This window comes from Leptospira sp. B5-022, from assembly GCF_000347035.1.
In the GTDB taxonomy this organism is placed as follows: domain Bacteria; phylum Spirochaetota; class Leptospiria; order Leptospirales; family Leptospiraceae; genus Leptospira_B; species Leptospira_B cinconiae.
The window spans coordinates 89,705-113,447 of record NZ_ANIJ01000015.1 but is presented as its reverse complement, the minus strand read 5'-3'; the positions used below and the strand labels follow the sequence as shown (position 1 = coordinate 113,447).

The window sequence follows — 23,743 nt, the reverse complement described above, 5'->3', positions numbered from 1 at the left end:
GATGAAGTTGGGGATTGTCAGCCTATTTTTCAAACTTTTAACCTTTTGTAAACTACGTAAAGTCCTGATAGGAATAATATTGGAGTGATCCAACTCGCAAGCCAGATCGGGATTACTTCGTTTTCGCCCAAGGATTTGAAAGAAGGATCCATGACCATATAGAGAAGCGCTACGCCGATACTCACTCCAAGAGAAGAGACAATCGCCATTCTTTTGGTAAAAAATCCGCTGGCACAGCCTACTAAAGTTAACACCACGATCAGCAAAGGTTCCGCAAACAATGTGTGCTTGGCTATATCCACATCTCCGTAAGATAAACCTTTGCGGATACGATTTTCTTTTTCTTCCGAAAGTTCGAAGAAGTTCATCTCTTCTACTGAACCTTTAAGTTTTTTGAAATAGTCGGGCTTTTCCGGAAGTGTATATTCTTTTTCCGTAAACTTTTGTACGGAGACCACTTGTAAATCGTCGTCGAATTTGGTTTCTTCTACACCTTTTAAGATCCAAACTCCTTTTTGATAATCGAATTTTGCTCTTTGGGCTACTAAAAGATAATCAGGAGTCTGCTCCTTGGTTAGACAGATATAATTAAATCCGCCTTTGATCTCTTCTTCCTTAGTATCGTAATAATAAATATAATAAAATCCTTCTTGCCCTTTGAAATGTTTTTGGTAGACCACTCCGACTAACGTGTTTTGGTCTCCTTCTTTTAACATTTTGTGTTCTTCGTTGGCTCTTGCGTTTAATGGAGCTACAACTGTTTGTTTTAAGAAGAATGCTGCAAACCAAAGTACACAACTAAATGCTACGATCGGGGCTACAATCCTCCGGAATGAGATCCCTGCAGCCATCATCGCCACCAATTCTTTGTTTGCAGAGAACTGCCCCACAGTGAAAGAAACGGAGAAAAGTATCGCGATGTTCATGATGTACTGGATGAGCATCTGGGGGAGTCGGAAAAGGATAAAAAGCCAACCGTGGATCTTTCCCCCTTTGGAAGAAGCCATGTCTCCCTTGATATCGCTATAAGAGGACATTAAGGCCAAAAATCCCAAAGTGATTAGGGCCCCGATAAATATTTTAATGAACTCGGAGAATACATACTTATCCAAGATTCGTGGTGGAAAAAATTCCTCTTTTATTCTTTGGATCCATTCTTTGGGACGGATTTCGGGAAGACTGAACTGCATTCCGAATCCATCATCAAATGGCCGAGCGATTCCTACGATTCATTTATTTGGGTTGACGATCTTGGCTCTTAAGAGAAAATTCCTCCGTTACAGGAGGAGATCATGAAAAAAAGCGTCATTTCGCTCGCAATACTCGCCACTCTTATTTTTACTGTTTCGGTTTCTGCCGAAAAAAGTACGGAAGATCATATTAAGGCGCTCTCCAGCGGATCCGATCAGGAAAAAATCGAAGCTTCCCTTTATTTGGGAGATAAAAAAGAAAAGTCCGCAGTTCCGGAATTGATCAATCTTCTGAACCGTTCGAACGACCCTAAAGTTGCTGTTCCTGCGGGGATTGCTCTGGGCCAAATCGGAGAAGCCGGTGATTCGACAATCGCTTTAAAAAACAAAGTGATCAGCTCCGACAATGGAGATATCGTCTACACCGCTCTTGTTTCTATCCTGAACATCGTGATCAAAAATGAGAAGGCGGAAGACGCTGCGAAAGAAGCTCTTGAGTTTGCGGACAAAAACCGCAGATCAGACGAGTTTGTTTCCGACTTCTTAAACGTTCTTACTAAAAAGTTAAAGGGTTAATCCTTTTTTTCGGTGTTGAGTCCGGAGGAACTGAGTCGTTATTCTCGGAATATTCTTTTAAACGAAGTTAAACGTAGCGGTCAGGAAAAACTCAAAAAATCCGTTGTTACGGTAATTGGAGCCGGGGGTCTTGGATCTCCGGCTTTGTTATATTTAGGGGCCGCTGGAGTCGGAAATATCAGGATCATAGACTCCGATATCGTTGAGACCACCAATCTACAAAGGCAAATCATATTCAAACATTCTGATATAGGAAGATCCAAATCGGAAGCTTCTTCCGAAAATCTTAGATCTTTAAATCCTTATATAAGGGTAGAAGGTATACAAGCAAGACTTAACGTAGAGAATGCGAAGGACCTGCTGAGCGGATCGGATTTGGTCTTGGAAGGTTCCGATAATTTCGATACCAAGTTTTTAACGAACGATACATGTGTTCGAGAGAAGATCCCTTTTATCACTGCGGGTGTACTTCGTTTTGATGGAATGGTGATGGGAGTCCGTCCAGGTAAGGATGCTTGTTTTAGATGTGTGTATGAGGATCCTCCGCCTCCGGAACATGTGCCTTCTTGTGCGGATGCCGGAGTAATAGGCAGTATGGCAGGGATGATCGGCACGATTCAGGCCACGGAATGTATTCAATTATTATTAAGTGATTTCGAGAGAGAATCGGGTTTATTCGGCAGGATTTTACAGGTAGATTCCAGATCAATGGAGTTCAGGACTATCTCCACTTTCAGACGTAAAGATTGTATTGTTTGCGGTTTACTTCATTGAGTTTGTTTTTTAGAGAAGTCGAGAGAATATCCCGCTCCCACATAGATTGCCTTTGCGGTGGAATTTCCTGCAAGGCCCTGGGTTAACGATTGGATCAATTCTAAACTTACATAGGCGTTTATAGGACTCCCGTTTAAATCTAGATCCCCTCCGAAGTGTTCCATCTTATAAGAGAGTTTGGAATATTGGAATCCTGTCCAGAAGAAGACCGAATCTCTCCAATGGTAGATTAACTTTCCTGAAATCGATTGAGAATCCACCCTCCATTGGTTGTTCAAGGCGGCTCTGTTTTCGAAAAAGCTACCGGCAAGGAAGGCAATTTGGTCTCGTGTATAGACGGAATTTCCATGAAGGAATTGTTTTTGGAATTCCCACCTTGTCTCCCATTTCTCCTTCCATTTGTATTCTATCGTCGCTCCGAAAGAAGGACCGCTTAAATAATCACTGAAACCTGTCCCATACTTGATGACCCAATCTATAGTATTCGTATTTGCAGGATCTTTGGGAGAGATTTCGTAAGTAGAATCGTCTTTTCCCTTCTGCCAAACTTTATGGTAACCTAATATAGGCCGGACTTCGAATCCTGCTTTAGAAAATACGTTATAGGAAATTTGAGCGTATACCTGCTTATAGCTGATTTGATGATGGGGAACACCAGGACTAAATGCGGCCTGTGAGACCGTTACCCCCGAAAGATCCGGATATACGATATTCCCGAAATTATTTACCGATTCCAAAGAGTTTAAATGGGACCCGCCAAACTCTCCAATAATACGTTTCCAAGTATACCTTAGATTAATAGTTTTTGCGTCCGAATCTTTTCGATCCGGAGAATTATAGAAAAATCCTCCTCGATTACCTAAGAGGGTGGCATATTGTTCCACTCCTCTATGGAAATTGGCGACCTGGCTTTCATAACTGCTTCTCCCTATTCCTCCCGAAATTTCGAAAGTATGACGATTCGAAAGTGTAGAAGGGTTATCTTTTTGAGCGATCTTTAATTCTTCCTTTTGTTTGAGATTTTCCTCCTCTAATTTCTTTCGCCTTTCCTCTTCTTCTGCCTTTAATTTTGTTTCGAGTACAGGATCAGTTTTTTCGATCTTTTCTTGTCTAGTCGGTTCTTTTATATCAGGATTTTTGAATGTAATTCTACGGATTGCGGATTTCAGTATTTCTTCTTCTTTTCCTTCGGTACTTTTAAATCTGATCTTGAAGGCACTTTGGTGAAGAACTTCTCCTTTAAGTATCCTTCCGTCTTTCATGTAAACGTATTGGATTTCGGCGAACATATTTAAAGGGAAGAGAACAAATAGGCTTAAAACGAAAATTCGTTTCGGATAGAACATATTCAGAGAAATTAGACGCGATTTCCCGGTATAATATTCGAGTTCTTAATATTTGTTTTCCGATTTAAAAACGGACTAGGATGAAAAAAATTTGTATCTTATTTGTTGAAGTCGTACGAGTACGTGGCGCCGATCTGGATCGTTGTGGCTTTTGTTTCTTTGAGAGCGCCTGGGCCGATCAAAGATTCGAAAAGTAGTTTTCCTAGGACAGCATCTTGGGCCGGGTTACTGTCCGATACGTTTTCGTTCTTGATCGATAGAGAGGAATCGGATATGGTATAAGTCCAGCTCATCGAATTCAAACCGAACCAAAAGCCGATCCCGTATTTCCAAGGATAGACCAATCTAATATCCAATAAGGCTCCATTTGCGATCCATTTATTGTATGTCTGTATGCCGTTAGATTGGGAATCGAATGATAATGGAGCGTAAGCATAAATATTTCGATCGTAGGTCCCGAAACCCTGCAATTTAAGAATATGTAAACCGGTCCGGATCTCGAATCCACCTACTTTTAAGTCGTATTGTACTCCGAAGGAATATCCTTTTAGGACTTCTGAGGCGGAAGTAGGAACGATCCCGAAATATTGTTCCGTAAATGCCGGAGCAGTTCCCGTTCCGAAGATCGTCGAATTAAAGTTCTCCGTTTTTGACCAGAACTGGTGGTATCCGATAACGGGGCGCACATCGTATTTAGGATGCGGGTATACCGAGTAAGAGAAATTTCCGAAAACATGTTTCATGGAAACATCATAATTTCCTTGGATAAATTTCGGGTATGTGCCGCCACTTGGGCCGTCTAATCCGAAAATACTTTGGGTCGCAGAGGATGTAGCGGAACTTGCGCCTATTTCCCCCACATATCGATTCCAAGAGTATCTGACTTCAAATGAACCGGCCTTTCCGCTTTTGGGTTTCGGTTCTAACGAATATTCGAATTTACCGCTGTCTTGGCCTATACTACTTCCAACCGCTATCACTTGGTCGTAAAAATTCGCGCCTTGGAAGTTTACGGTTCCGGATCCAGTGCCAAGAAATATTTCTAAACGATTTCGTTTTGCTTCTTCGATTTGTTTTTTTCTTTTTTCCGTTTTTTCATCTAAGACGGCTTGTTTTTTGGATTCTTCTTCCTGTTGTTTTACAACCTCTTCGGGAGCGGGTGTAGGAGGTCCAACAGGAGTTTTGTCTTTTGGTTCCGGGGTTTTGGCTTCTTTAAATGCAACCCTTTTGATATCTTGTTTTGAGATCTCTTTTGTGGATCCGTCTGGAAGTTTGATTACCACTTTAAATGCGGTTTGAGAAACGATCTCCGCAGTGATCACTCTTCCGTCTTTCATATAGATGACTTGATCGTTAGGATGGACGGAAGTTAGTGAGAATATCATACATCCGAAGAAAATTGCCGCTCTTACCTTATTTTTTAGTCTTCGCATCCCGGATCCGATCTCACTTACCACTTGAACTCTGGGAAAGAATCCTTGAGATGAAGACAAGATTCAAGCAATAAATTGACAGCTCCGAAATCTAAGAGCGGTTATCTTATAACAAATACTACATAGTGAAATTGCTCTTCGGTTAATAATTTTCTTCGGGTCCGAAGTTCAGGGTTTTAGAAACTCCGAATTGTATCGAAGTCGCCTTACCTGTGGCATTTATAGTTTGCGCAAGTAACTTCTGGCTGAAATTCCAACTTACAAGTTCCGACAAAGTAGGAGGATCGGAATCCAGAGAAAGTGTGATCGGAAAACTTCCGTCTTGTAGGGAATATTTCCATTGATAAGAATCATATTTTATAAAAAAACCGATCCCCATTTTCCAAAAATAACTCAGCTTTAATGAAGTGTGAGTTCCTTTTGCCTTCCAATCAAAACTATAGTCCGCAGGAAGTACAAAGAGGGTGAAAGGGGGCGCTAAAAATATAGCGGTATAATCCTGGTGGATCGACTGGGAACCTTTCATCGTTAAGGTTTCGAATTCAGGCCGTACCTCGAATTTAGAACCGAACAAATAAGCAAAACCGATTCCAACGGATGTCCCGATCAAACTTTCAGAAGCTTGGAAATTGGATTTTCCACCCACGCTATCCGGCTGAAATACCTGTGAATGTGAATCTTTGGTTCTATTCCAAGTTCGGATATAACCTATACTCGGATACAACTCGAAATTGGACCTCGAGAGCGCGGAATAAGATCCTTTAAAAAAAGCCGCCTTCATTTGTTCGGGATAAGATCCATAAACCACGATCGGATCTCCTTCCGGTCCTAGGTTTTTGGAACTTGTGGAAGTATTTATTTCCATTCCCCCTGCTTCTAAGGAGAATTTTTTGAATTTATAATTGATCCCCGCTGATACGGATGTGCCCGCAGTACGGTTCGGGCTTCCGGCTAAATAAAAAGGGGTCGCATCGATGAATAAACTTCTTATGTTCTGATATTTATAGTAAAAATCTACGGTTTGGGGGGAGAAGGTTCCGCTTCCAACACCTAAATAAATATCTACATAATGTCTTTCTAATGGATTTCTAACCGCTCTTTTGGCTACTTTCACGATCGAGGGAGGAAAGACGATAGCCGGTTCTTCCTTTTTGGGCTCTTGTTTTTCCACGGCAGTTACCGGTTCGGTCTTTTTAGGTTCTTCCTTTTGCGGTTCTCTATAAGAGATCCTTAAGATATTCTCCTTTTGGATACGTTTCGTTTCCCCGTTTTGTAATTTCAGATCGATATAGGTTGCGGTTTGGTTGACGACATCTCCATGTAATATTTGGCCGCTACGTAAATATACGGCTTGGGCCTCGGCAAATAGGACTACAGGCAGGAATAATAAGAATAGAAATAGGAACTTGGACTTCATTCAACCTTCTTCATTAACAGTTTCGGATATTAATAAAAAATTTATTTCTATTCGCTATATTCCTACCTGTAAACAAGAAAGAGTGAGGATTAGACTATTTTTAAGGAAAAGAGAAAGTCTTTTTAGCTAGTTAGATGAAACTGCGGACCGAGCTTATCAATTCGGATTCGTTTTCCAGAACGGTTTCTAATTTAAGATAAAACCATTTTGAAAAATTTTTATCGGTCCCTATGAGTGAAGAGATCTTTACTCCGTCTTTTTCCGTGCAGACAATGTAATTTTGGTTGGAAGTGTTCTCCGAGATCCGGGTTATATCGTCCTTTGTATAAGAATAATGATCCGGATAGGATTTGGTTTTTAGCTCGGAAGGATTTTGATTTTGTAAGGAAGAAAAGAACGAGCCTGGATTTCCTAAACCTGCAAAGCCAAATACGGATTTTCCGGTCAAATCCCTGACGGATCGCTCGGATGATCCCGGGGAAAGTGGAACTAATATTTGGGGCGAAAATCTAAATCTTAAGGTTCGAGAAGGTTTGTATTTTCGGATCCAATTCGAAAGGGAACTTTCCAATTCTTCCGAATACTTGGATGCTACTAAAAAATTTGCCCTAGATACCGAATGATAAGATTCCCTTAATAAACCTAGAGGAAGTAAGAATTCCATTTTGGAAAGATTGGTACAGTCCAATAAAACCAAATCTAAGTCCCTCTGTAAAGCATGGTGTTGGAATCCGTCATCCAGTAATACAAATACCTTTTGATCGTTCGGGATTTTGTTTTCAGATCTGTATTGTTGGTAAGAGTCGAATCTGTTACTTCCCACATACACTTCTACAAAAGGAAGATTCTTTTTTAATAGAAGAGGTTCGTCCCCCACGTCGGACGGAAGAGAATTATTAGTGACTCTTCGGGTTCCCTTTCCGGAAGAACCGTATCCTCTGCTTAAGATCACGATTCGGATTTTCGGAAAATTAGAATGGAGTAATTTTGCTAGATGAAGTGTAAAAGGTGTTTTGCCTGTTCCACCCACGCTAAAATTCCCGATACTAATCGTTATGGAAGAAGAGAGAGTCCTTTTTTTCTTAAAACTTCTATCAAAAAAAAATAAGATCCTATAAACCAGGCTGAGTAAAAATAAGATCGGAAAAAAGAGGATCTTCCCAAAAGAAATCATATTCTTTTTTCTTAAACCGGAGATTCTGCGAACTGCATCTCGTACAATTTCTTATACTTTCCGTCCAGGCGGATCAATTCCGAGTGAGATCCTGATTCTACCACTTTTCCACCTTCCATAGTAAAAATAGTATCTGCGATCTGAACTGTGGAGAGTCTATGAGCGATAATGATGACGGTTCTATTTTTGTATAAGGATTCAAGCGCTTGTTGGACCACTCTTTCCGATTCGGTGTCTAACGCGGAAGTGGCCTCGTCCAAGATCAGGATTTCAGGATTATTCAATAATGCTCTTGCGATGGAGATCCTTTGCCTTTGGCCTCCGGATAACATGACTCCTCTTTCTCCCACTATGGTATCGAAGCCGTCTTCGAAAGAAAGGATAAACTCGGTCGCGAAGGCGAGTTCTGCAACTTCTCTCATTCTTTCTTCCGTAACATTCTCCGTTCCATAGCAGATATTTTCTCGGATGCTTCCGTTAAATAAGAATACCTGTTGGTTCACGATGGAGATCTTTTTTCTTAAAGAAGCCAGGTCTAAATTCCTAAGATCCATTCCATCCCAGGTAATGGAGCCTTCGGTCGGATCGATCAATCGCGGTACAAGATCTACCAAAGTGGATTTTCCGGCCCCGGAAGAGCCGACTAACGCAATCGTGGATCCTTTTTGGATGGAAAGATTTAAGTCGGACAATGCAGGACTTTTTGCTCCGGGATAGGTATAACCTACCGAATCGAATTTTAATTCTTTGGAAAGTTTTTTAGGATAGATAGGATTCGGAGAATTTTTTACATCCGTTTCGCTATCCAACATTTCGAAAACTCTGGTCCCTGCCGCAACCGCACTTTGGATGGAATTGGATAACATTCCCATCTGCTTAAAAGGTCTGGTCAAAAATACCAAAGTTAAGAAGAAGATCATAAAATGACCTAAGGTCAGCTTTTCCAGTTCGATCAAATAAGCGCCGAAAGCCAAAAATATCACTGCAACGATCGAGCTGGAAAGTTCCACTAAAGACGGACCGATCTGATGATAAAAATGCCCTTTGAACGTTTTTTCGGAAAGATCGTTATTGATGTCCCAGAATCTTCCCGCTTCCGTTTTTTCCATGGAGAATGCGCGTATAACACGTATACCCGAGATGACTTCCTGTAAATGACCGTTTAACGCTGATAATCTTTCCTGTTGGTTACGCGTCGCTTTTCTGATCCGATCGGCAAAGGAGGTCACAGGGCCCATGATCAATGGGACCACAACCAGAACGGCGATAAACATTTCCCAACTTAAGAAAAGGAGAATAAGTAAATGTGTGAGTATGTAGAAAAAATCCACGATCGCATCTTTCAGATCCGAACTGATCAGCTTGGCCAAGACTTCCACATCGTTTACGATGCGGCTCATAAAGATCCCGGTCTTCTCTTGTACGAAATGGTTGAGCGGAAGTTCTTGAGCTTTAGAATAAAGTTCTAAACGAAGATCTCTGACGGCTAGATATCCTCCGGAGTTGATGCAATAGACAGCGCCTGTTAAGAATAAAAGTTTTGCCAGATAGATGGGAAAGATGAATAAACAAAAAAGTAAAACGAGCTGGTCTTTCGGAAGAGTAGTCAGATAATAGTTGGTTTTGATCTTAATATCTGCGGATAGGGCCTCTATCTTTTGGATGGCTTCTAATTCTTTTCCCTCTTCCCTATCTTTTAGTGCGATACTTTCTTTTTTGGTGAGTGAAATTTGGAAGTCGGCTTTTCCGCCTTTTCCGATCGCGTTGAATATCGGAATAACACTAGTGAGAGAGGCTCCATTGAGTATGGACACAAAAAAGGATAGTACGACCCCGGTGATTAATCTGTATTTATACTTGAAGGAATACCCCAAGAGGCGTCTATAGACGTTCATAGGTCCGGAATGTTTTATCCTAGATTTCTAGACTCGGTCTCGTCCCTGTTTCAAGCCGGACCGAAACCGACTCTTACCTTTTCTCTGGCTTTCCTTCTTTTGTCCCTTCTTTTTTATGATTGCGGAAAAGAGGAGAGAAGTCCCGAAAAACTGGTATTTTCGCTACCTTCCGATCCGATCTCTTTGGATCCGATCCGATCTACGGACCTATCTTCCAGAATTGTTCTAAAATATATTTACCCAAAACTTTTCGATATAAACGTAGAAGGTAAGGTCATCCCGTCCTTAGTAAGATCATACAAGCTCGCAGAAGGCTCTTCTCCCAATATCAGAAAATTGATCATGGAGATCCGTAACGATCTGAAATCGAACGTTAGTACGGAAACGATTTTAGGATCTTTGGAAAGATTGAGAAATACCCCAGGACCAAGAAAAAGCACATATTCTTTTTTAAAAGGCGGAAAGGTCCTCTCGGATTCCAGTTTGGAAATTTATTTCGAAGGCGGACTTAGGGAAACTTTAGAAAAACTTTCTTTGCCCCAGGCTTGGATCTATTGCGGTTCACCCGAATTGCCTTGTGGGGATTTTAAATTAGTAGAATGGAAAAGGAATAATTATCTTAGATTAGTTGCAAATCATTCCAACGATCTAGGCTCTGAAATATTATTTCGCGTTCTTCCACAAGCAAGCACTGGATTGTATTTATATTTCAAAGACGAATTGGATCTAATGAAATTGCCTGTGTTTCTTCTCCAAAACTCGTTAGTAAAAGAAGATCATATCTCCATCCGAAAAGGGGGAGGTGTACAATATGTTGCGATCAACGCTAAAGGGCCTTGTTTCGATAAGAACTTTAGAAAAGCATTAAATTACTCCGTGGATAAGCGAACGATCATCCGTGTTCTATTGGAAGGAAAAGGAGAAGTTGCCGTAGGCCCATTTCCAAAATCGATTTCGGAAACCTGGACTTCTTCCGAAGAAATTTATCCTTATGATCTAACAAAAGCAAAAGAATTACTTTCTAAGTCCGTATGTTATCCTAAAATTTTAGAAAGAGAACTGGAATTTAGGATGAGAGGAGACGAAGAAAACCAAGCAAACGGAGCTGCAATCGTTCAAAATCTAAAGGATTTAGGATTGAAGATCAAGATCCTTCCTATGGAAAAGGCGGCATTATATAAAGAGAATGGAGAAGGTAAAGGAGACCTAACGTTATTGTTTTGGTATGCGGATCTTCCGGGACCGTTCGCATTTTTGGATCCGTTGTTTGCGGGAGATCGATTCGGGAACGGAGGAAATCGAGCCTTCTACTCTAACCCGAAAATGGAAAAAATTTTCCAGGAGATCAGATCCACGGACAAAACGGATATAAGTCCAAAGATACAAGAAGCATTCTCCATTTTAGCGGAAGATGCTCCTTGGATCTTTTTATGGTCCCCTTATGAGTTGTATCTGATCGGGGACCGTTTACAAAAAGTTCCTAATCGTCGTTCGGATCTTCCTTAATTTCAGGAAGTTCTAATTCTACCGCGTCTTCTCCGGAAAGCGCTTCATCGGAACCGTTTGTGGAAGCAGTTCCTTCAGTTTGTGTGACCGTAGGGGTAGTTGCGCCGCCTCCCGGTTGATCTCCTACGTAATAATACTGTCCATATAGAGGATGTTTACATTCCGCCTCGTTGGAAAGAAGTCCGCCTGTTTCCGCGCAGATATCCACTTTCACATAATCTCCGTTAAATGGAGTGATTAGACTATCACTAAAACCTAATGTTCTAGCAACGTGAGAAACATATCTAAACCAAATGGAACCGCTTGTGCCTGAACCGGAACCTGGGAAAGGTGCGCCTAAGTCATTACCCACCCAGACTGCAGTGACTAAATTCGGATTTACCCCGGCAAACCAAACGTCCCGTACTCCTTTTCTAGAACCCCAACGTTTTTGCGCTTCTTTCGGAGATTGAACAGTTCCTGTTTTTCCTCCGAGCGGGAATTTTTCTCCGTCCTTTAATGCGATCTTGAGTGTACCTTCTTCCGATACGACCGCTTCTAATAAGTTTAATGTCATGGCACAGGCTACAGGATCTAAAATTTGTTCCGCTTCCCTAGGATCCGGAAGACTATTCATATAAAGTTCGGATCCTTCGAAGTCTGTGATCCTTAGGATTTCCACAGGTTTTACTTTTTTACCGTTATTGGCGATTGTTGCATAAACGGTTGCCAATTCTTTAGGAGATAATTCTCCGGAACCGAGCGCTAATGTAAGATTGTGTTGGAACCTTCTACTCAACTCGGAACTATCTAAGTCCAAAATTTTCCCTAAAGTATGGATAAAATCGCCGACGCCGATCTCATCCATAAACTTAACCGCGATCGTATTCACCGATTGAGCGAAAGCGGTTCGGACCTGCATTGCTCCTCTGTGACCCTTATACCAGTTTTTAGGAGCATAACCTCTGATCTTGATCGGCTCATCCACAACGATAGAAGTCGGAGTGGCGATCCTTTTTTCGAATGCCATCAGATATACGAGTCCCTTGATTACCGATCCGGGTTGTCTAACGGCGGAAACGGCGCGGTTTAATCTAAATATATTAGAAATTTTGTAACTACCGACCATCGCTTCCACATATCCGTTTGTGGGATTGATGGAGATCAGGCTGCCGTTCATGTTCTCTATAATCTTATTTTGTTTGGAAACTTCTTCCGTTTTGCCTGCTTTTAAATAATTCGCTTTATCTTCGGAAAGTTTTTTACGGACTGCCTCTATTCCTTCTCTAAGGGAGCGTTCTGCCGCTTCTTGTTTATCATAATCTAAAGTAGTATAAACATTCATTCCGCGGCTTTCCAGGTCGATCTCCGAAAAATTTTCGATCACGAATTGGCGAATGCCGAAGTTAAAATCGGGAGCCAAATTGATCGTAAAATCCTTATCGAATCCGTACTTTCCGATCTCGGAAGTGATTACAACTTTGTCCCCTTCTTCCTTCGTCTCTTCCACCACATAAAAAGATCTGAACTTGCGGATATTCAAATCCACTTTCTTCTCGAAATCTCTTTCGATAGACTTCGGATTCGGATGAAGGTTTTGGTTTTTTCCCATTACAGTCATCACCATTTTCTGTCTTTTGAGAGCTATTTTCGGATTTCGAACGGCATTATAATTGGAAGGAGCCGGAATTGTCCCAACAAGCAGAGCCGCTTCCGCAGGAGTCAATTCGTATGCAGGTTTATTAAAGTAATAGCGAGAAGCTTCTTCTACTCCTGTGTTTCCTTCCCCTAAGAAAATACGATTTAGGTACATTGCTAGGATCGTATTCTTATCGAACTTACTTTCCAGATAGAATGTACAATAAAACTCGGTAAGTTTGTTGAAGACGTTCCGAGCTCCTAGATCCAAAGTGAGTTTTGCCAATTGTTGCGTGAGGGTGGAACCTCCCTGTCTTTGGAAGGTAGTTAGGTTAACTATGATAGCTCTTAGTAAAGCAGTAAAATTCACACCACTATGTTCGTAAAAGTCCCTATCTTCCGAACTAAGCAATGCCCATATTATATTTCCATGATTCGCTAAATTGTCCGTACGAATGGGTCTGAATTTTCTACGGGAGAATTCGCCGATCAATTTTCCGTTTTTGTCAAGGATACGGATCGGTTTAATCTCGTTCGGATCGTATGTGTCCGAAACTTCCCTCTGGAAAGTTTCCAGATTGCGCACGACTTCTTCCTGTTTGGTGAGCCAGACAACGTAAGATCCGCCGATCAAAAAGGAAAGGACTACAATTCCGGAAATAACAGAGTATTTGAGGATAGATCTCCAGTTTGTTTTCGAATATTGGAGGAAGGAAACTAAAATTCCAAGGATACGATCTTTGATGTTCATAAGGTCCGTCGGTAGGTTTTCCGCCGTAAGTTAGGGAAAGAAAAGGACTTTTTTTACGAATTTTTGTCCGGTTCCTTCTCTTTTATGTCGGTATAGTAACATATCTAAAAGGGGAGAAGAACGGACAATTAAGTGGCGATTCTGGTAGACAGTTTCCAAAATCTATGTCCAATACAGTTTTGCTTTGGATAACCGAAGAACTTAAGGAACTATGGAAGATCTGCCTTTCAAAAAAGAAATTTTTCAACGCCATCATTCTTCTTTTCCTGCTAAAACTGAGATCTGGCCCAAGGTAAGACTACTTTTCGGAAGAGAGGGAATTCCTACCGATCTTTCTCATCTCTACTTGAATGAGGACGGTGAATCCTGGGCCAATCTGGGTTATTGGGAGAACACAAAGGAATACGGCACAGCTTGCGCGAATTTAGCGGAATATTTGGGAAAATTGGCCGGCTTAAATCGTGATTCTAAACTATTAGATCTGGGATTCGGATGCGGGGATCAATTTAGAATTTGGGAAAATACTTTCGGAGTAAATGTTTCGAATATATACGGGATCAATATCTCCAAGATCCAGACTGAATTTGCAAAAAGACGTTATGACGGAAAAACAAGTTCTCCCAATTTCATTTTAGGAAGTGTAGAAACATTAGCGGAATTCGAGGACAATTGTTTCGATGTAGTGCTTGCCTTGGATAGTCTGTATTTTTTCCCCGATCGAAATAATTTAGTCCGAGAAATTTATAGGATCGTAAAGCCGGGAGGAGTATTCGTATCTTCGGAAATATTATTTTCCGATCGAAAGATTTCTTATTGGGAAACTTTCAAACGGAATTTGATCTCGAGGATGGCAAAGATGTCCCGCGATCTTAAAAAAGTGGAAGGGATCGTTTCCGAATATTCCGCAGTAGGATTCAATTTCGAGGTCTTAGAAAGAATAGACCCTTTCGTATTTCCGGGATTTTCCCAATTTATATTAGAAAAAATTAAATCGGAAAAAAAGATCCCAAAACGATTAGCGGGAAGATACGAGATGTTGGGAGAATATTTCGGCTCCGAAAAGATCAAAAAACATTTCGAATATTGGATCTATAAGGTCAGAAAACCCAGTTAGTTAATCAAGATTTGAGTGAAGTTTCTACCCATCTTTTTACATCCAAAGAAGTGGAAACTCCCGCTTCTAAAAGCGGCATCCCGTATCTTGCATAAGAACCGCAAAGCCAAACTTTTTTCCCGGGAAGTTCCTGTAAGCCCTTCAATTCTTCCAAAATTTTTCTGGAAGCGATATCGATCACAGGCCTTTCGAATTTGGATCTGCTGATAAAATCTTTTTCATTCGGTTGTACAAGCGGATTCCAAGTCTGGAAAACCGCCTTACCTTTCATAGAGGGAAGGACTTTGTTTAGAAGAATCGTGGCAGTTGCGGTAGAACTATCTTGAGAAAGGGAAAAACACATAGGAGCCCAATGCCTTTTCTGTTTGGGCATAAACTTTTCGTCCGAATGGACTACTACTTCCGAAGCCTCGTATTTAAGTTTGGAAAGTAGGGACTTCTCCTTTGAATATTCATCCGGAAGAATGGAGATCGCCTGATTGGCGGGAGCAGCAACCACCACTCTATCGAAAAGTTCCTCTCCATTCTCGAAGATCAGTTTTACTTTATCTTTTTCTAAAACGATTTTTTTAGGGTCGGTGCTCAAACGGACGGAAGAAGCTCTTTTTGAAAGTTTTTCCGTAACGTCCCTAGTTCCTTTTTCCGGAGTTAAAAATCTAAGGAATTTTAATCCGCTGGAATGATAACCGATCACTACTTCTGCCGGATAATTTTTAGCGCTTTCAGAAGTACAGGTATTAATCGTGGAAAACATAGGGATCAGATACAGGTCTTCGAATTCGACGGAATAACCGAATCTACTCAAAAACTGAGAGATGGTAAGTTGTTCTCCTTCTAATGATCGGAGCTCTCTTTCCGATTCTTCGTAAAAGCGGATCGCATCCGAAAAAATACGTCTAGAAGTTTTATTGGAAAAACAAACCCAATAAGGGATCGGAACAAAATTCCCTCCGATACCCAAGGTGGAAAAACCGAAATAAGTCGTGCCGTCTCCGTAGTTTAAGGAAAACGAATAATCTACCGGCCTTACTTCGATGCCCGCTTCCCTGTAAAGATCTAAAAGACAAGGATAATAATTACGTTTGAATGCCCTAAATGGAACATCCACACGGATAGAATGTCCGTTGGAGAAAAGATCGGTGCCGTGAGCATCCATACCGACCAAAGGATGTTTTTCTAAAAGAGAGACTTCATGTTCTTTGCCCAAGTACCAAGATGCGCTTAAGCCGGCGATTCCACTACCGATGACCGCGATTTTCATTCCGGATTAGAATCCTTTTTTAAAACAAAAATACAAGGTAAAACCTGTATTTAAGGAAGGAATGCTACAAAAAAGGTAACCGAACAGTCAGTCTACGATCTGCAACACAACTCTTCTGTTCTTTTGACGGTCCGAAGCGTTATCATTGGAGGAAATCGGTTGGCTGTCCCCGAAACCTTGGGTCCGAACTCTCGTGTCCTCAATTCCATGTTTAGAGATTAGATAATCCGCAACAGCCTTCGCTCTGTTTTGGGAAAGTTCCTGGTTATGTTCTTTTTTGCCTATATTATCCGTATGACCTTCGACGGAGATTTTGAGTTTGGGATTCGATTTTAAAAAGTTCGCCAAACGATCCAATTCAGGTTCGGAATCCTTGGAGATCTCGAACTTGTTTGTTTCAAAAAATAAATTGTTCAGAAGGACTTGTCGACCCACTGCCAAAGCAGGAAGACGGAATTCCACATCCAATTTTGCGTCTTCTTGTTTTGAATCCGTAAGATCGATATTTCTAGAAACGGAAAGATGACCTTGTTTCTCCGCATAGAAACCGTATTTTTCGCCGTAAGGAAGAACTAAACTGAATGAACCGGTTTTAGAATCGCTTTTCGCACTTCCTCTTTTTTCCAAACGTGTTAAGGATTCGTAATGAATTTCCGCACCCAAAGGATTTCCTTCTTCATCCAAAACTTTGCCGTTAATCACTACAACTGGGTTCGGGCGAAAATCTCGAGGAAGATAAGCCATATACAGTTGACCTTCTTTACTTACATAAGCCCAGTCGCTATTTACGGGAATAGAAAAGAAGTTCACTCCTTTTAAGTTTGCGGATACCTCTACCGGTTTAGTCCAATTGTCCCAACCTTCTCCGATTCTTTTGGTTACATATACGGAAAGGCCCTTATGACCGTCGCTGCAGAAATAAAGTGTTCTATCGTCTCCCGCTAAAAACGGAGCGGTCTCTTCGGAAGAAGTGTTAACGATCTCGCCTAAATTTTTACCTATTCCGAAAGAGCCGTCATCTTTTTGGATACTGACATACAGATCCAATTTGCCGTGGGAATCGGGTTGCTGGACGGAATAGATCAGTATCCTTCCGGAAGAAGAAAGGGTCGATCCTCCGAAGACGGAAGTATTATTTTTCAGATATAAATTCGCAAAATCGGGAAAGTTAATCGCTTTAGGATAAGACCAATTCCCTTTTTCTTTATAACTTTTATATAATGGAACAGTCGCTTTGTTTTGAAGATTGTTCATTTTTCGGAGATATTCGTAAGCGAGCTGTTCTTCTTTTAAGCGGAATTCCATCTCGTCTCTGGTGTTTCTTCTTAATTCTTCTCTTTTATCTTGGAACTCGAATTGGATCTTGCGAGAAGCCTCGTCATCGCCGAAAGAACCGAAGACGAATAATTCATTATTACTCGGGAGGACCGCGATCACAGCCGAGTTCAAGTCGTTATTTAGAGGAGCAGGCATCTCTTTCCCGTCTCTCCAAAAACCTTTATCGTCCTTCTCCGCAAACCAGATCCTTTGAGTGCCCGATTTACCCTTGCTAGAATATACGGTCCAAAAAATGGATCTTCCATCCGGAGTGACTGTCGGATTAAAAGCGAAGTACCCTCTGTTCACATAATTCGGAATTCTTTTTAAGGTCCAATCCGCAAGGCCCTTGGATTCGGAAAATGGATAGGTCTCATAACGTATCGGGTCGCAATTTTCCCCTCTCATCTGGCAGAGTACACGAATGGTTTGGTTATGAAGTCTGGAAAGTTCAGGGCTCAGATCGTTGGAAAGTACCTGAATGAACTCGTTTCCTGTACCTAACATTCTACCGAATTGTAGAAGTTTTCCCTCGATAATTCTCTCCTCGGCGAAAAGTTGCTCCGATCTTAGGCAGAGGATCAACAACAAGAGATATGAAAAAGAACGGATCATACATTCTATTTCGGTGAATTTCCGACTCTACCGAAGCTTATAAAGCGAAAAAATTCATAAGTTCAGGCTGAGGATATAAGCGAATTCTATTATATTGAGAGTCAGATGCGAAACGAAAGCGCAGATGATACTTTGGCTTTGGACGGTAAGGATCGCAAAAGGGACCCCGACGAATATCGCAGTCATAAGTATATACCAAAAACCGCCTGTCCAATGTAATAACCCGAAAAATAAAGACGTGAGTGCGATACTTTTCAGTTTTCCGAACTTATGCAGGAAATCGGAAAGAGCAAAATTTCGATATAAATTTTCCTCCACATAAGGGGCGAGTAGTACGTTCGCCACAAAAAAGATAGGGATTTGTTTCCCTAATACTTTCATAGTTTCCCCGGCGGGTATATAATCACCTACAGTATTTTGCAGGTATGTTTGAGCGGGTGAAAGTAAATACAGATAGAGGCCTGCAATGATACATCCGACAAAGATTCCCGTCAAGGACTGGACCTTCCAATCCGAATTGATCCAAGCATCTTTGAATAGATGATAGGATTCATGTCTAGTGGAACTTAGTAATGTTGCCAGTATCAAGAGCTGGACGATTAAAATGATCAGAGGAGTCTGGTTCGAAATTTTCAATCCTATTTCTTCTGCGGGGATTCCAAGAAAAGAGTAATATACGGAAAATACGGAGATTACGACTAAAAACCAGATCGGTGCCAGGATTAGATTCAACCACGTTCTATCAATGGATTTCATTCCTATAAACTAATACAGGTATCTCTTTGATCGACAATTTCTTGGATTTTGCTAATAAAAGATCGGGATGATAAATATCCCGATCTTTAAAGAAAGGAGATAAAAATCAATTACAGCTGCAGGCGGAACCTTTTCCCCCTAAAGATTGTGCATAATTATCTGCATCGGAAGAATAATCGAATTCTTTCAGAAGACAAACATTGGAACCTCGAGCCGATTTCATCTGATCTAGGGTGCGGGAATCCGCTTCAATCTTCCCGTCGGCGCAGAAGACGCTGTATTTGGTATTCGCCAGGACTTTGGAAGAAGAAAAAACCAACCCTAAAACCAAAACGCTCCCGCAGATCGCTATCCATAACTTGAACATAAATAAACTCCAAAACTAAGAAGGGGAGAATAGCAGTTTCCCAAGTCCTTTCAATAAATTTTTAACTAAAATAAAAAGTAAAGATACGACTTTTAGACGCAAAAGAAATCGGATCGATTGTATACCAGGATTTATAAAGAATTCAAAAGGAAAAATCGTTGTACTATTGTTTGTTGTAGGAGTTCCAACAGCCGCAGCTTACGACCGTGTAAGAACTCCCACATGTCAATTGTTATGCTTTGTTGAATATCCTACTACCGATCGTATTCGCTATGTAGGAATTCCAACAATTCCAACCGAACTCAATACGTAAAAGTATAAGCCCAGTAGATCAAAAGGAATTGAAGTGGAAGTCTTAAGAGTAAAGCCCAACTAGGAGGATCTTTTCTGGTCCTAGATTGAAAATGATACACGTTAGCCGGAAACACAGCGATCAATAGAAGAATCACTCCCCAAGCAGCCAACACTTTGGTTTGGGGAAAAAAAAGGCCGAGTCCCAAAGCGATTTCCGCGATACCGCTGAGTTGGACCATAAGTTTATGATAGGGAATCCAAGGAGGCATGATCCTTAAGTAAAATTTAGGGATCACAAAATGAAGAATGCCGGCGATCGTATAGATGGTCGCCATGATCCAGAGACTGATCGATTTAGCGTCTAGGTTTTCCATGGAAAACCATGATAAGGTAACTAGGGCGACAAGGTCTGCCTTTTTTCTCTGTTTTTGTTACGAAACCTTCTCTGTCTGGAATGAGAAGACTTGTTTGCGATTTTCAGGAAGGTGAGATATTTTTCTCTGGTGACGAAGGGACGATTTCTTTCTCGATGATCCGTACGAGGGCCGGGAAATTTCAGCATAGGCTAGACTCCTTGCCGTTAAATTTGCCAGCCATTATAGTAAGGGCGAAGAAAGTACAAGCGAAAAAAAAGTTCTTCAAAAAAATTCTGTAACGATTCATTATAAAAGTTTGGGCGCGTCCCTTGCGTTGCAAGGGTCGGTCTTTTACGGACTCGCGGAGTCCCGCTCGGTCCTTCGGACCGGCTTTTGCCGTCCTGCAAAGACCTCGCGCGGTTTAAAAGTGTAACAATATCGTTTTTTTATAATTTCGCTTTATATAGTCTTTTCAAGATCGAACTCTCGAAAGTTTTATACGCATAATGTTGCATCGTAAGAATAAACGAAGCCCCTTGGCCCACCGGGAAATTGAATTTTGGATCTTTTTGATTAATAATTTTTACTACGGTATCTACAACCGGTTCCGGAGTAGGTGCTTTATCGAATGTCTCTTTCGAGAATGCAGCAGTTTGTTTCCGAAGGAGATCGTAATCATGAATTTGTATTTTTGACCTAACGGCGCTAGCGCCGATATTTGTTTTGAACCCCATCGGCTCAACCATGCTGACTTTAATATTAAAGTCCCTTAACTCAAAACGCAGAACTTTAAAGTAACCTTCCAAAGAGTGTTTCGAAGCCGAGTAGTAAGAAACATTAGGAAGACCTATTAAACCAAGAATGGATCCGACTGTGATAATCTTTCCATGACGTTGTTTTCTGAAATAAGGCAGCAGTTGATTTGTGAGTTTTACCGTACCCCAAAAATTGGTCTCGAATTGTTGTCTGCCTAAATCGATAGAAGTTTCCTCGGCGAGACCTGATACCAAATAACCTGCATTATTGATCAGAACATCCAAACTTTGTATCCGACTGAAGAGTTGTTTCGTGAAGGATTCGATCGATTTGTCGGAAGAAATATCTAATTCTAATAATGTAAAAGGTAATCTATGTTCTTCGGGATTGCGGCTTGTTCCGATAACAGTATGACCGTCCTGATGGAGTTTATTGGCAAGAAGAAGCCCGATACCGGAAGAGGCTCCTGTAACTAAAATTGTCTGTTTCATCTTATTTCCCCTATATTGCAAAGATTTGTGGCTATGACGACTTCTTGTGGTCGATCAATTTACTTGCAATTTGCAAGTAAATATAGGAGACTGAAAAATACTTGCTTTTTGCAAGCACTTTTTAGAATAAATTTTATGTCGGTGAACAAAAAAAGATCGAATTGTCCGATTAGCTGCTCCCTGGATATCTGGGGAGACAAATGGTCTCTTCTCATTATCAGGGATCTGATGTTTAATAAAAAAGGGACTTACGGTGAATTCTTGAAGTCGGAGGAGGGAATCGCTACGAATATTTTAGCTTCCAGACTTCAGTCGTTAGAAGAAAGCGGCCTCATCGAAAAATCGGACCATCCAGATAGCAAATTAAAAGTTCTGTATAAGCTTACACAAAAAGGTATCGATCTACTACCTGTCTTTTTTGAGATCTATACCTGGGCGGAAAAGTATTTTGATATTCCAAAAGACATCAAAGCGGCATTAAAAGAGGCAAAGAAGGACAAAGACGCTTTTATTAGATCGAAGACAAAAGAATTGAGAAAGTAGTAGTTGTTGGCAAACAACAACTACTACTACTTAACAGAACTAGCTTCTCACCATTTGCACTTTCAGTCTTATCGCTTTTTTGGACTTTGCAGATCTTTTCTTAGAAAGAGAAAGTTTAGAATAAGTCATTTCCAAAGAATCGGTAACATCATCCCAGGTACAGGAAGCTGCGATTTTTCTCGCGGCATGACCCAGCTTGAGGGCCAATTTTTTATTTTCCGCTAAGATGCAGGATTGTTCTATAAATTCTTCTTCTTTATCGAAACCGCAGAGTAAAGCGGACTTACCGTGTTGGAGATGTTGGTTGGCAGCCGCGTAGTTGTATGCTACAATAGGAAGACCGGATGCCATTGCTTCTACGATCACATTCCCGAAAGTTTCGGTAAGACTTGGGAATAAAAATAGATCTCCTGTGGCATAATGTTCAGCCAGTTCTTTTCCTTTTCTCATTCCTCTGAATATGAAATCGGGATTTTCCTTTTGTAGTTTTCCTTTAGAAGGTCCGTCTCCTACTAAGATCAATTTTGTGTCTGGAACTCTGGATTGGATCCTGCGGAAAGTTCTTACAAGTAAGTCCAGATTTTTTTCCGGAGCCAATCTTCCTACATATAAAATTCCAAGTTCGGATGATTTTAGTCCCCATTCCGATTTTAATTTAGGATTTCTGCGAGCTGGATGGAATAGATCCGAATCTATTCCTCTGGAAACCACTTGTACATTCGTGTATCCTTGTACCGTTAACTGTTCTTTGATCTGAGCAGTCGGCACCAAGGTCGTTTGGGTCCTATTGTGTAACCCTTTTAGATAATTATGGACTAACTTTCCCGCGAATCCGAATTTATAATATTTAGCATACGCGTGGAAATTTGTCCTAAAATCGCTGATGATTGGAACTCCAACATGTCTGGCCGCTCTTACCGCCGACCAACCTAATGGCCCTTCCGTAACTACGTGTACTATATCAGGTTTTTCTAATTCAATTAATCTACGGAGTAGGTATTTTTCAGGAAATCCAAACCGTAGATCTTCGTATAAGGGGATTTTTGCTCCTCTTACAAGTACTTCTCTGTAGTTATTGCTCGCTGTTGCGTAATCATTATGACCTTGTTTTGGACGGACCAGAATGATCTCATGGCCTCTTTGTAAAAGATCACCCAACATTCTATGAAGTGTTTTTGCAACTCCGTTGATCTCAGGAGGAAAAGTTTCGGTCACCACTAATATTCGAAAGGGACCTGCTTTAGGATAAGAACTGATATAAGTCGATGGAAGCATCGACTTTCGATCATCTTAAATTCTTGTATCTAATCCATGAAGGGAGCATTACTTTTTCGTTACAGAGTGCTGTAGTTTAAGTGATTTTTCGCTTAGGTAGATTTATTTCCGCTTTTTTTGTTTTGTCGGAGGCGGTGGATTCCGAAGTTCGTTCAATTTGTCGGTAAGCCATTTCTCGGATTCTACTTCTTTTCCGTCTGGGAATTTGATCTTGTACGGAGTTCCGGTAATAGAGGACTTACTTGCTAATCCTTTGATAAAATCTTCCGTGCTGCTTATTTTACTTTTGGCTGCGTCGTATTTCTTTAGTAAATGAGCCTTTGCCTCATCCAGTTTATGTTCCGAACCGTTTCTTACGAAAACACAATCCTTGCAAGAGTCCAAGGAAGAAACCAAGGCCTTGATCTCATCTTCCGGTTCCGATCCGAAAACAGAGGCGGAGTTCGAGATTAAAATAATGAATAGAATAAAGAATGAGATATTTTTCATAAGGAGTTCTTCATTAAAATCCTCAGTTTTAAATCTTGCAACCAAGTATTGGAATTAAGAAGTAATTCTCCCCAAGACAAGTCCTAAGAAGGAACTGGAACCCGAAACAGATTCAAAATTCCAACCTAGATGGGAGCCGCAAGCGGAGCAACTTCCTACTCTCCAGGCAAAACCGGGAAACCAAGTATGTTCCAGATAAGAATCTTTTTGCCAAGTAATTCCGATCGCTTGTGAGAATGTGAGTATCCTGAATTCTATCCCGAGTGGATTTATAAAATTATGAAGATATGCTCCATCCACGGAAGTTTTCCATTCTTCTTTTGTGATCTTTTCTCCACAAGAAGTGCATAACTTCCAATTCTCTTGGATTATTTCTTTTTTTTCGATCGATTCGCTTTCAGGAACGCCACTAGGAAGATCCGGCATACAT

The 23,743-nt window shown here is 41.0% G+C and carries 21 protein-coding genes; 5 read left to right on the top strand and 16 right to left on the bottom strand.

Annotation, left to right across the window (positions count from 1 at the left end; translation table 11 throughout):
• Positions 1–29: 29 nt before the first annotated feature.
• Positions 30–1,190, bottom strand: a complete 1,161-nt coding sequence (locus tag LEP1GSC192_RS06260) for an LptF/LptG family permease (RefSeq protein WP_020769010.1) — start codon at positions 1,188–1,190, stop codon at positions 30–32.
• A gap of 102 nt (positions 1,191–1,292) precedes the next feature.
• Between LEP1GSC192_RS06260 and LEP1GSC192_RS06255 the strand changes: the two genes are divergently transcribed.
• Together LEP1GSC192_RS06255 and LEP1GSC192_RS06250 are read left to right on the top strand one after the other, a co-directional pair.
• A complete protein-coding gene (locus tag LEP1GSC192_RS06255) occupies positions 1,293–1,766 on the top strand; it encodes a HEAT repeat domain-containing protein (RefSeq protein WP_020769122.1) in 474 nt (157 codons plus the stop codon).
• Between the two features lie 12 nt (positions 1,767–1,778).
• Entirely contained in the window at positions 1,779–2,540 is a 762-nt protein-coding gene (locus tag LEP1GSC192_RS06250; RefSeq protein WP_020769302.1) for a HesA/MoeB/ThiF family protein, read from the top strand.
• On the opposite strand, the gene LEP1GSC192_RS06245 is transcribed toward LEP1GSC192_RS06250, so the two are convergent.
• The 5 genes from LEP1GSC192_RS06245 to LEP1GSC192_RS06225 form a co-directional block, all read right to left on the bottom strand.
• Complete coding sequence (locus LEP1GSC192_RS06245; RefSeq protein WP_036089298.1) at positions 2,534–3,802, bottom strand: hypothetical protein; 1,269 nt, start codon at positions 3,800–3,802, stop codon at positions 2,534–2,536. The two genes, LEP1GSC192_RS06250 and LEP1GSC192_RS06245, sit on opposite strands and share 7 nt — an antisense overlap.
• Positions 3,803–3,984: 182 nt before the next feature.
• A complete protein-coding gene (locus LEP1GSC192_RS06240; RefSeq protein ID WP_020769326.1) occupies positions 3,985–5,319 on the bottom strand; it encodes an LA_0442/LA_0875 N-terminal domain-containing protein in 1,335 nt (444 codons plus the stop codon).
• A 142-nt stretch (positions 5,320–5,461) separates the two neighbouring features.
• Entirely contained in the window at positions 5,462–6,736 is a 1,275-nt protein-coding gene (locus tag LEP1GSC192_RS06235) for an LA_0442/LA_0875 N-terminal domain-containing protein (RefSeq protein ID WP_020768987.1), read from the bottom strand.
• Between the two features lie 130 nt (positions 6,737–6,866).
• Complete coding sequence (gene lpxK, locus LEP1GSC192_RS06230) at positions 6,867–7,910, bottom strand: tetraacyldisaccharide 4'-kinase (RefSeq protein ID WP_020769342.1); 1,044 nt, start codon at positions 7,908–7,910, stop codon at positions 6,867–6,869.
• An 11-nt stretch (positions 7,911–7,921) separates the two neighbouring features.
• Entirely contained in the window at positions 7,922–9,805 is a 1,884-nt protein-coding gene (locus tag LEP1GSC192_RS06225) for an ABC transporter ATP-binding protein (protein WP_036089213.1), read from the bottom strand.
• Positions 9,806–9,814: 9 nt separating this feature from the next.
• Here LEP1GSC192_RS06225 and LEP1GSC192_RS06220 point away from each other — a divergent pair, with 9 nt between their 5' ends.
• Entirely contained in the window at positions 9,815–11,311 is a 1,497-nt protein-coding gene (locus LEP1GSC192_RS06220) for an ABC transporter substrate-binding protein (RefSeq protein WP_020769223.1), read from the top strand.
• On the opposite strand, the gene LEP1GSC192_RS06215 is transcribed toward LEP1GSC192_RS06220, so the two are convergent.
• The gene (locus LEP1GSC192_RS06215) at positions 11,286–13,679 is read right to left on the bottom strand and encodes a transglycosylase domain-containing protein (protein ID WP_020769119.1); all 2,394 of its coding nucleotides are present in this window, start codon (positions 13,677–13,679) and stop codon (positions 11,286–11,288) included. The genes LEP1GSC192_RS06220 and LEP1GSC192_RS06215 overlap by 26 nt on opposite strands.
• 211 nt (positions 13,680–13,890) lie before the next feature.
• Here LEP1GSC192_RS06215 and LEP1GSC192_RS06210 point away from each other — a divergent pair, with 211 nt between their 5' ends.
• Positions 13,891–14,793, top strand: coding sequence for a class I SAM-dependent methyltransferase (locus tag LEP1GSC192_RS06210; protein ID WP_020769185.1), 903 nt, complete (start codon positions 13,891–13,893; stop codon positions 14,791–14,793).
• 4 nt (positions 14,794–14,797) lie between these two features.
• On the opposite strand, the gene LEP1GSC192_RS06205 is transcribed toward LEP1GSC192_RS06210, so the two are convergent.
• The 6 genes from LEP1GSC192_RS06205 to LEP1GSC192_RS06175 all read right to left on the bottom strand — a co-directional run bounded on the left by LEP1GSC192_RS06205 (position 14,798) and on the right by LEP1GSC192_RS06175 (position 21,006).
• Entirely contained in the window at positions 14,798–16,054 is a 1,257-nt protein-coding gene (locus LEP1GSC192_RS06205) for an FAD-dependent oxidoreductase (RefSeq protein WP_020769125.1), read from the bottom strand.
• Between the two features lie 87 nt (positions 16,055–16,141).
• Positions 16,142–17,986, bottom strand: a complete 1,845-nt coding sequence (locus LEP1GSC192_RS06200; protein ID WP_020769377.1) for an OmpA family protein — start codon at positions 17,984–17,986, stop codon at positions 16,142–16,144.
• Between the two features lie 54 nt (positions 17,987–18,040).
• Entirely contained in the window at positions 18,041–18,742 is a 702-nt protein-coding gene (locus LEP1GSC192_RS06195; RefSeq protein WP_020769057.1) for a CPBP family intramembrane glutamic endopeptidase, read from the bottom strand.
• 106 nt (positions 18,743–18,848) lie between these two features.
• Complete coding sequence (locus LEP1GSC192_RS06190; protein ID WP_020769197.1) at positions 18,849–19,109, bottom strand: hypothetical protein; 261 nt, start codon at positions 19,107–19,109, stop codon at positions 18,849–18,851.
• 302 nt (positions 19,110–19,411) lie between these two features.
• Entirely contained in the window at positions 19,412–19,777 is a 366-nt protein-coding gene (locus tag LEP1GSC192_RS06185; protein WP_020769367.1) for a DoxX family protein, read from the bottom strand.
• A gap of 428 nt (positions 19,778–20,205) precedes the next feature.
• Positions 20,206–21,006, bottom strand: coding sequence for an SDR family oxidoreductase (locus tag LEP1GSC192_RS06175; protein ID WP_020769102.1), 801 nt, complete (start codon positions 21,004–21,006; stop codon positions 20,206–20,208).
• Positions 21,007–21,141: 135 nt separating this feature from the next.
• Between LEP1GSC192_RS06175 and LEP1GSC192_RS06170 the strand changes: the two genes are divergently transcribed.
• Positions 21,142–21,549, top strand: a complete 408-nt coding sequence (locus LEP1GSC192_RS06170) for a helix-turn-helix domain-containing protein (RefSeq protein ID WP_020768999.1) — start codon at positions 21,142–21,144, stop codon at positions 21,547–21,549.
• A gap of 39 nt (positions 21,550–21,588) precedes the next feature.
• On the opposite strand, the gene LEP1GSC192_RS06165 is transcribed toward LEP1GSC192_RS06170, so the two are convergent.
• From LEP1GSC192_RS06165 to LEP1GSC192_RS06155, 3 genes are all read right to left on the bottom strand, one after another.
• Complete coding sequence (locus LEP1GSC192_RS06165) at positions 21,589–22,824, bottom strand: glycosyltransferase family 1 protein (RefSeq protein ID WP_020769264.1); 1,236 nt, start codon at positions 22,822–22,824, stop codon at positions 21,589–21,591.
• 102 nt (positions 22,825–22,926) lie between these two features.
• Complete coding sequence (locus LEP1GSC192_RS06160; protein WP_020769129.1) at positions 22,927–23,313, bottom strand: DUF5329 domain-containing protein; 387 nt, start codon at positions 23,311–23,313, stop codon at positions 22,927–22,929.
• 54 nt (positions 23,314–23,367) lie between these two features.
• Positions 23,368–23,739, bottom strand: a complete 372-nt coding sequence (locus tag LEP1GSC192_RS06155) for a cereblon family protein (RefSeq protein ID WP_020769190.1) — start codon at positions 23,737–23,739, stop codon at positions 23,368–23,370.
• Positions 23,740–23,743: the final 4 nt, after the last annotated feature.

What these genes read in the sequence shown, in the direction of transcription:
- LEP1GSC192_RS06255 (WP_020769122.1), top strand. Translation starts at nt 1,293, where the DNA reads ATGAAAAAAAGCGTCATTTCGCTCGCAATACTCGCCACTCTTATTTTT.
- LEP1GSC192_RS06240 (WP_020769326.1), bottom strand. Translation starts at nt 5,319, where the DNA reads ATGCGAAGACTAAAAAATAAGGTAAGAGCGGCAATTTTCTTCGGATGT.
- LEP1GSC192_RS06205 (WP_020769125.1), bottom strand. Translation starts at nt 16,054, where the DNA reads ATGAAAATCGCGGTCATCGGTAGTGGAATCGCCGGCTTAAGCGCATCT.
- lpxK (WP_020769342.1), bottom strand. Translation starts at nt 7,910, where the DNA reads ATGATTTCTTTTGGGAAGATCCTCTTTTTTCCGATCTTATTTTTACTC.
- LEP1GSC192_RS06155 (WP_020769190.1), bottom strand. Translation starts at nt 23,739, where the DNA reads ATGCCGGATCTTCCTAGTGGCGTTCCTGAAAGCGAATCGATCGAAAAA.
- LEP1GSC192_RS06190 (WP_020769197.1), bottom strand. Translation starts at nt 19,109, where the DNA reads ATGTTCAAGTTATGGATAGCGATCTGCGGGAGCGTTTTGGTTTTAGGG.
- LEP1GSC192_RS06215 (WP_020769119.1), bottom strand. Translation starts at nt 13,679, where the DNA reads ATGAACATCAAAGATCGTATCCTTGGAATTTTAGTTTCCTTCCTCCAA.
- LEP1GSC192_RS06245 (WP_036089298.1), bottom strand. Translation starts at nt 3,802, where the DNA reads ATGAAAGACGGAAGGATACTTAAAGGAGAAGTTCTTCACCAAAGTGCC.
- LEP1GSC192_RS06260 (WP_020769010.1), bottom strand. Translation starts at nt 1,190, where the DNA reads ATGCAGTTCAGTCTTCCCGAAATCCGTCCCAAAGAATGGATCCAAAGA.
- LEP1GSC192_RS06160 (WP_020769129.1), bottom strand. Translation starts at nt 23,313, where the DNA reads ATGAAAAATATCTCATTCTTTATTCTATTCATTATTTTAATCTCGAAC.
- LEP1GSC192_RS06175 (WP_020769102.1), bottom strand. Translation starts at nt 21,006, where the DNA reads ATGAAACAGACAATTTTAGTTACAGGAGCCTCTTCCGGTATCGGGCTT.
- LEP1GSC192_RS06170 (WP_020768999.1), top strand. Translation starts at nt 21,142, where the DNA reads ATGTCGGTGAACAAAAAAAGATCGAATTGTCCGATTAGCTGCTCCCTG.
- LEP1GSC192_RS06200 (WP_020769377.1), bottom strand. Translation starts at nt 17,986, where the DNA reads ATGATCCGTTCTTTTTCATATCTCTTGTTGTTGATCCTCTGCCTAAGA.
- LEP1GSC192_RS06165 (WP_020769264.1), bottom strand. Translation starts at nt 22,824, where the DNA reads ATGCTTCCATCGACTTATATCAGTTCTTATCCTAAAGCAGGTCCCTTT.
- LEP1GSC192_RS06185 (WP_020769367.1), bottom strand. Translation starts at nt 19,777, where the DNA reads ATGGAAAACCTAGACGCTAAATCGATCAGTCTCTGGATCATGGCGACC.
- LEP1GSC192_RS06210 (WP_020769185.1), top strand. Translation starts at nt 13,891, where the DNA reads ATGGAAGATCTGCCTTTCAAAAAAGAAATTTTTCAACGCCATCATTCT.
- LEP1GSC192_RS06195 (WP_020769057.1), bottom strand. Translation starts at nt 18,742, where the DNA reads ATGAAATCCATTGATAGAACGTGGTTGAATCTAATCCTGGCACCGATC.
- LEP1GSC192_RS06235 (WP_020768987.1), bottom strand. Translation starts at nt 6,736, where the DNA reads ATGAAGTCCAAGTTCCTATTTCTATTCTTATTATTCCTGCCTGTAGTC.
- LEP1GSC192_RS06225 (WP_036089213.1), bottom strand. Translation starts at nt 9,805, where the DNA reads ATGAACGTCTATAGACGCCTCTTGGGGTATTCCTTCAAGTATAAATAC.
- LEP1GSC192_RS06220 (WP_020769223.1), top strand. Translation starts at nt 9,815, where the DNA reads ATGTTTTATCCTAGATTTCTAGACTCGGTCTCGTCCCTGTTTCAAGCC.